Genomic DNA, 5,698 nt, shown 5'->3' with positions numbered 1-5,698 from the left:
GCCTCGGCTACGAGCGCGGCCTCCGCCGCGACGGACGCCGCGCGTTCGGGCGCATCGACCAAGGCCTCGGCCGCCACCGATGCACCGCAGCGCCTGATTCCCCAGGCGCGCAAGGCGAAGCCGGCAGCCGAGCAAGCCAAGCCGGCGCAGTAAGCACGTGCTTCCCTGGGGCCGCCGCGACATCACTGTTGCTGCGGCCCCACGCTTCCCCTGCGGCACGGCGGCATGCTTGACCTGGCGCGCACCTGCATGGCTTAATCGCCGCTTCGATAGCCACTGCCGCGCCCATGAAAAATTCCCTTAGCAGTCTGCGCTTGTCATTCGTCCTGCTCGCTGGCGCCGGCATCAGCCATGCGCCAGCCCAGGGGCAGCCAGGCAGAAGCCTGCAATTGTCGGCGGGCATGCATCTGATCCAGGCGGAAGTGGCCGCCACGGAAGCGCAGCGTGAACAGGGTTTGATGTACCGCGAAAAGATGCCTGCGAACGCGGGCATGCTGTTTGTGTTCGGCGTACCCGCCACGCAATGCATGTGGATGAAGAATACGCCGCTACCGCTGTCCGTGGCGTTTATCGATGCCGGCGGCAAGATCGTCAATATCGAGGACATGCGGCCGCACACGCTCGACAGCCATTGTTCAAGCAAAACCATTCCCGTGCGCTATGCGCTGGAAATGCACCTGGGCTGGTTCACGCAGCGCAACATCAAACCGGGCATGAGTATCGGCAACTTGCCAGCGCCGCGCTGAGGGCACGGCCGGCGGCCGGCCACGCGCGCGAACATAAAACGTCAGCACAAACGTATTCAAGAACGCGAAAAAACCCGCCAGAACGAATCTGCGGGTTTTTGCTTTTCAACCAGTGCCAGCGTACCGGCACAGGCAAGTCCACCGTGGTGGCTTGCCCGCTGGCGAATATTAAGCGGACAGTGCTTTCAAAGCAGCTGCCAGACGGCTCTTATGGCGAGCTGCCTTGTTTTTGTGGATGATCTTCTTGTCAGCGATACGGTCGATGGTCGACACGGATGCTTGGAAGATTGCAGCAGCAGCTGCCTTGTCGCCGCCCTGGATCGCTTTGCGAGCAGCTTTGATAGCCGTGCGCAAGGTCGAACGTTGGGACGAATTGTGTGCGTTTTGCTTAACTGCTTGACGAGCGCGTTTGCGCGCTTGTGCGGTATTTGCCATGGAATTTCCTAAAACAGGGTCAAAGTGCGTTTGCAAACATTAGTGTTTGCCAACCGGTGCGTTCTGTGCGTCTGCCGAACCATGTGTGCCAAACCAGTGCCTGTCAAACATTAGTGTCTGCGTAACAGAATTCTGTACAGCCTTCGATTATAGCGATATTTTCAAGCGGGGGCAAATCAAAAAACCGGATATCGTCCCCAAAACAGCTAAAAACGGGGCTGGCACGGGCGAATCAGCACCAATTGTTACCATATTTTAACCGTTTCCCGGTACCGCGCCCGGCTATAATCTGCCCCCATGAACTTGCTTAAAACCCTCGCCGCCATCTCCAGCATGACCATGCTGTCCCGTGTAACCGGTTTATTGCGTGAAAGCCTGTTCGCGCGCGCCTTTGGCGCCGGCGCCTACACGGACGCCTTCATTGTTGCCTTCCGCATTCCCAACCTGTTGCGCCGCTTGTTCGCCGAAGGCGCGTTCTCGCAAGCGTTCGTGCCGATCTTGTCGGAATACAAGAACCAGCATGGCCAGGAGGCCAGCAAGCAGCTGGCCGACCATGTGGCCACGACCCTGGTCTGGGCCACCCTGCTGGTGTCGGTCATCGGCATCCTGGGCGCGCCGTGGTTCGTGTATGTGATCGCCACCGGCCTGAACAAGGACCCGGGCGCCTTTGACGCGGCCGTGTGGATGACGCGGTTGATGTTCCCTTATATTACTTGCATGTCGTTCGTGGCCCTGGCCGGCGGCATTTTGAATACCTGGCGCGAATTCAAGATTCCCGCGTTCACGCCCGTGCTGCTGAATCTGTCGTTCATCGCCGCCTCGCTATTCCTCGCGCCCTACTTGAAGCAGCCGATCTACGCCATGGCGATTGCCGTGTTCGTCGGCGGCCTGCTGCAGGTAGCCATCCAGATCCCCGCGCTGATGAAGATCGGCATGCTGCCGCGCCTGTCGATCAACCCCGCCATCGGCCTGTCCGACGGCGGCGTGCGCCGCGTGCTGAAGAAGATGGGACCGGCCGTGTTTGCCGTCTCGGCCGCGCAGATCAGCCTGATGATCAACACCAGCATCGCTTCGCGCCTGGCCGAAGGCAGCATTTCCTGGCTGTCGTATGCGGACCGCCTGATGGAATTTCCCACCGCCATGCTGGGCGTGGCCCTGGGCACCATCTTGCTGCCCAGCCTGTCGAAGGCGAACGTGGATGGCGACAAGACGGAATATTCAGCCTTGCTGGACTGGGGCCTGCGCCTGACCTTCCTGCTGGCCCTGCCCGCCGCCGTCGGCATGGCAACCCTGGCCACGCCGCTGATCGCAACCCTATTCCATTACGGCAAGTTCACGGCCGAATCCGTGAGCATGTCGACGCAGCCGCTGGTGGCGTACAGCCTGGGCCTGATCGGCATCATCCTGGTGAAAACCCTGGCGCCCGCCTTCTATGCGCGCCAGGACATCCGCACCCCCGTGAAAATCGCCATTGGCGTACTGATCGCCACCCAGCTGATGAACTTGCTGTTCGTGCCCTACATCGCCGTGGCCGGCCTGGCCCTGTCGATCGGCCTGGGCGCCTGCCTGAACGCCAGCTTCCTGTACTGGGGCTTGCGCAAGCGCGGCATCTACCAGCCAAAGCCGGGCTGGGCCAAGTTCTTCCTGCGCCTGCTGCCGGCCCTGCTGGTCATGGGCGGCGTGGCGTATGCCGGCGCCATGCGCATCGACTGGATCGCCATGCAAGCCCATCCGCTGCTGCGGGCCGGCGCCCTGGCCCTGGTGGTGGCCGCGTGCGGCATAACCTACTTTGCCACGCTATTTGCAGTCGGCTTCCGCTTCCGCGACTTCAAGCGCAGCGCCTGACCAGCTGCGCAGGGCCAGGCACCAGGTAGGCGGCAGCGGCCGGCTACCACGAGATACCGCAAACAAGACCCTGAGCCTGCCGGCAAGCTGCGCAGGGCCAGGCGCCAGGTCGGCGGCAGTGGCTGCTACCACGAGATACAGGAAACAAGGCCCTGAGCCTGTCGACAAGCTGCGCAGGGCTAGGCGCCAAGTCGAAGACAGTACGCTAGTACGGCGAGACGCAGGCAACAACGCCCTGCGCAGCTTGTCGGACGAAAAAAAACCCGCCTGGGCGGGTTTGGCGACATCATGAAGCAGCAATATCAGGCTGCTTTTTTTGCGGCGCGGCGGCGAGCCATGAAGCCCAACAGGCCCAGGCCACCCAGCAGCATGCCGTAGGTTGCTGGTTCTGGCACGGCCGACACGGTGTAGGTGCCGGTGTAGTTCGCGCCAGCCAGTGCGTTACCGAACAGTTGCAGCTTGAACGGGCCAACGCCGCTGTATTCAACGCCGAAGAACTTCAGGCCGCCAGCCGAGAAGGCTTCGCCCAGCTGGTTGTTCAGATTCGACGTCAATGCATTGAACGTCAGCTTCTGGCCAGTGATCGACAAGCCGATGTTGTAGCTACCAGCGCCCAGGCCGTTCAGGATGATTTCATCCAGGCCACCCGACAGGATGCCATCGCCGACGACGGCGTTGAAGGTGTGGACGTTGCCGTCAGCCGTGATGTCGAGGACTTGGTCGCCAGCAAACGCGCTGAACGACGCTGCTGCCATGATGCCTGCAACGATAAATTTCAATTTCATAGTTAATCCCTTAAAAAGTAATTTATGGCTGCAATGCGCAGACCACCAATCGATGTAGTACCGAAAGTACTGAGCAGGATGGTAGCATAAATACATCGAATTACTTATAAATATTTTATCTTAGTTTCTAGCGATATAACTATTTTTCAGGCGAAATAGTTGCCTGCATCGAGCACTTTCTGGGTAAAAATAGTTCACACGGCACTGATCGTTTTTTACGGCATTTTTCCGCTGCAAGCGGCTATTCTGCAGGGGGAGGGGGCAATTCGACCTCATCTGGCACTGGCGCAGGCTCGGTTTCTTGCGTAGGGGAAATAGGGCGAGAAAACAACGGTGGTAACGGCACGTCTGGCGCAGCGGGCGTGCCATCACTGCCCGGCGCGCCTGCCGGTCCGGGATCGGCCGCAGCTGCGGCAAGCGGCGCCAGCTGGGTCGGCATCATGAATTGCCAGTCAGACAAATGCGCCTTGCCTTCAAACCCCGTAAACCGGGCTTCGAAGTTTCCGACTTTCAAGGGCGCCGCCTGCGACAGGCTGTGCACGCCGATGATGCCATGGCTACCCGGCTGGAACAGCAAGCCCCACTCGGCGCGTCCCGTGACGGGATCGACAAACAGCTTGCGCAGGTGGCGCCGCACCTGCGGGCTGCGGGGGTCGCGCAGCAAGTCCGCCAGGCTGGATGGCTGCTGCGGCTGGCCCGCAGGCGTGGCGACGGCATAGCTGTAGAGGGCGTCGGAAAATTGCGCGCCGATGTCGAGCAGTTCCTGCTCGGCAGCCTGGCGCTGCAACAGCGAGCCCATCTTCAGTCCGGCCGCCCCCACCAGGCCCAGGATGGCCACCAGAATGATCAGTCCCAGATAGGTAAAGCCGCGCTGGCGGCGCGCCGGGACGTTGGCTGGCGGGCGGCGCATGGCGCTACCAGTCGGCAAACGGCGTGCCGCTGCGGTCCTTGCCGGGCGCGCCGCTCTTCACGTCATACACCTGGCCCGGCGTATCATCGGGCGGCGGCACGATGACCCAGCTGGCATCGCTGTCCGTGATGGGGTCGATGGGCATGGCGCGCAGGTATTTCTTTTCCACCAGCTGCTCCAGGGTCTCTGGATAGCGCCCCGTATCGCCATGGAACTGGTCGATGGTGGTGCGCAGATTGCGCAGGTTGTCCGCCAGCACGGTTTCCTTGGCCTTGTCCAGGCTGGGGAAATAGCGCGGCACGGCCAGGGTCAGCAGCAAGGCCACGATGCCGAGCACCACCAGCAGCTCGATCAGGGTAAAGCCGCGCGCCCGCGCGGCGCGGTCATGGGCAGCCATGGTTCACCATAAACGGTAGGGCACGTTATTCAGGCCCGTCTTGTTGGAAGTCGAGTACACATCGTACACATCATCGCCCTCGCGCGGCTCGCCCGCCTCGCTGGCGTAGCTGCGTTTGCCCCAGGTCTGCACATCGCTCAAGCTGGCGTCCGCATTGAACGGGTCGCGCGGCACGCGGCGCAGGAAGAACAGCTTGCTGCGCTTGGGATTGCGCTGGTCCGGCACGCCCTCGACCAGCAGCTCCAGGCTTTTCGGATAGCCGCTGGCGTCGGGCGAGCGCACGATGCGGCCCTCGTCGCCGGCGCGCTTGTAGGCGTCGAGTCCCTGGCGGATGTCGCGCAGCGCGCGCCGCAAATCCTGCTCCTGGCGCCGCTGCATGGCCACCTGCGTGACGGGCACCACCAGGGTGCCCAGCACGCCGAGGATGGCCAGGGTCACCAGCAGCTCGATCAGGGTGAAGCCACCCTGCGCCCGCTGTGCATGCGCCAGTCTCATTTGGCGGGCGGCGGCGCCACCGGCACGGGCTGGCCGGACGACAGCGGCAATGGCGCCGTCTGCAGCGGCACGGGCTGGCCGGACG

Annotated in this window: 7 protein-coding genes; 2 read left to right on the top strand and 5 right to left on the bottom strand. The window is 62.2% G+C overall.

The genetic code is table 11. From position 1 onward, the window contains the following. Positions 1–287: 287 nt before the first annotated feature. Positions 288–746: a DUF192 domain-containing protein gene (locus JaAD80_RS20410; protein WP_102296753.1), complete on the top strand. Its 459-nt coding sequence runs from the start codon at positions 288–290 to the stop codon at positions 744–746. 168 nt (positions 747–914) lie between these two features. Here the strand turns inward: JaAD80_RS20410 and rpsT are convergent, their stop codons facing one another. Continuing rightward, positions 915–1,181, bottom strand: a complete 267-nt coding sequence (rpsT, locus tag JaAD80_RS20405; protein ID WP_010395935.1) for a 30S ribosomal protein S20 — start codon at positions 1,179–1,181, stop codon at positions 915–917. Positions 1,182–1,478: 297 nt separating this feature from the next. On the opposite strand from rpsT, the gene murJ reads away from it, so the two are divergent. Further along, positions 1,479–3,026, top strand: coding sequence for a murein biosynthesis integral membrane protein MurJ (gene murJ / locus JaAD80_RS20400; RefSeq protein ID WP_102296751.1), 1,548 nt, complete (start codon positions 1,479–1,481; stop codon positions 3,024–3,026). Between the two features lie 302 nt (positions 3,027–3,328). On the opposite strand, the gene JaAD80_RS20395 is transcribed toward murJ, so the two are convergent. The 4 genes from JaAD80_RS20395 to JaAD80_RS20380 all read right to left on the bottom strand — a co-directional run bounded on the left by JaAD80_RS20395 (position 3,329) and on the right by JaAD80_RS20380 (position 5,613). Beyond that, positions 3,329–3,811: an FxDxF family PEP-CTERM protein gene (locus JaAD80_RS20395; protein WP_102296748.1), complete on the bottom strand. Its 483-nt coding sequence runs from the start codon at positions 3,809–3,811 to the stop codon at positions 3,329–3,331. Positions 3,812–4,052: 241 nt separating this feature from the next. After that, positions 4,053–4,721, bottom strand: coding sequence for a type II secretion system protein (locus JaAD80_RS20390; protein WP_102296745.1), 669 nt, complete (start codon positions 4,719–4,721; stop codon positions 4,053–4,055). Positions 4,722–4,725: 4 nt separating this feature from the next. Then, positions 4,726–5,118, bottom strand: coding sequence for a type II secretion system protein (locus JaAD80_RS20385; RefSeq protein WP_102296743.1), 393 nt, complete (start codon positions 5,116–5,118; stop codon positions 4,726–4,728). 3 nt (positions 5,119–5,121) lie between these two features. After that, positions 5,122–5,613, bottom strand: coding sequence for a type II secretion system protein (locus JaAD80_RS20380; RefSeq protein ID WP_102296741.1), 492 nt, complete (start codon positions 5,611–5,613; stop codon positions 5,122–5,124). Positions 5,614–5,698 lie beyond the last annotated feature (85 nt).

Origin of the sequence: Janthinobacterium sp. AD80 (assembly GCF_002878455.1) — a bacterium.
Classification (GTDB): Bacteria; Pseudomonadota; Gammaproteobacteria; order Burkholderiales; family Burkholderiaceae_D; genus Janthinobacterium.
Note: the sequence above shows the minus strand (reverse complement) of the source record. Positions and strands in the feature narration are given on the sequence as shown.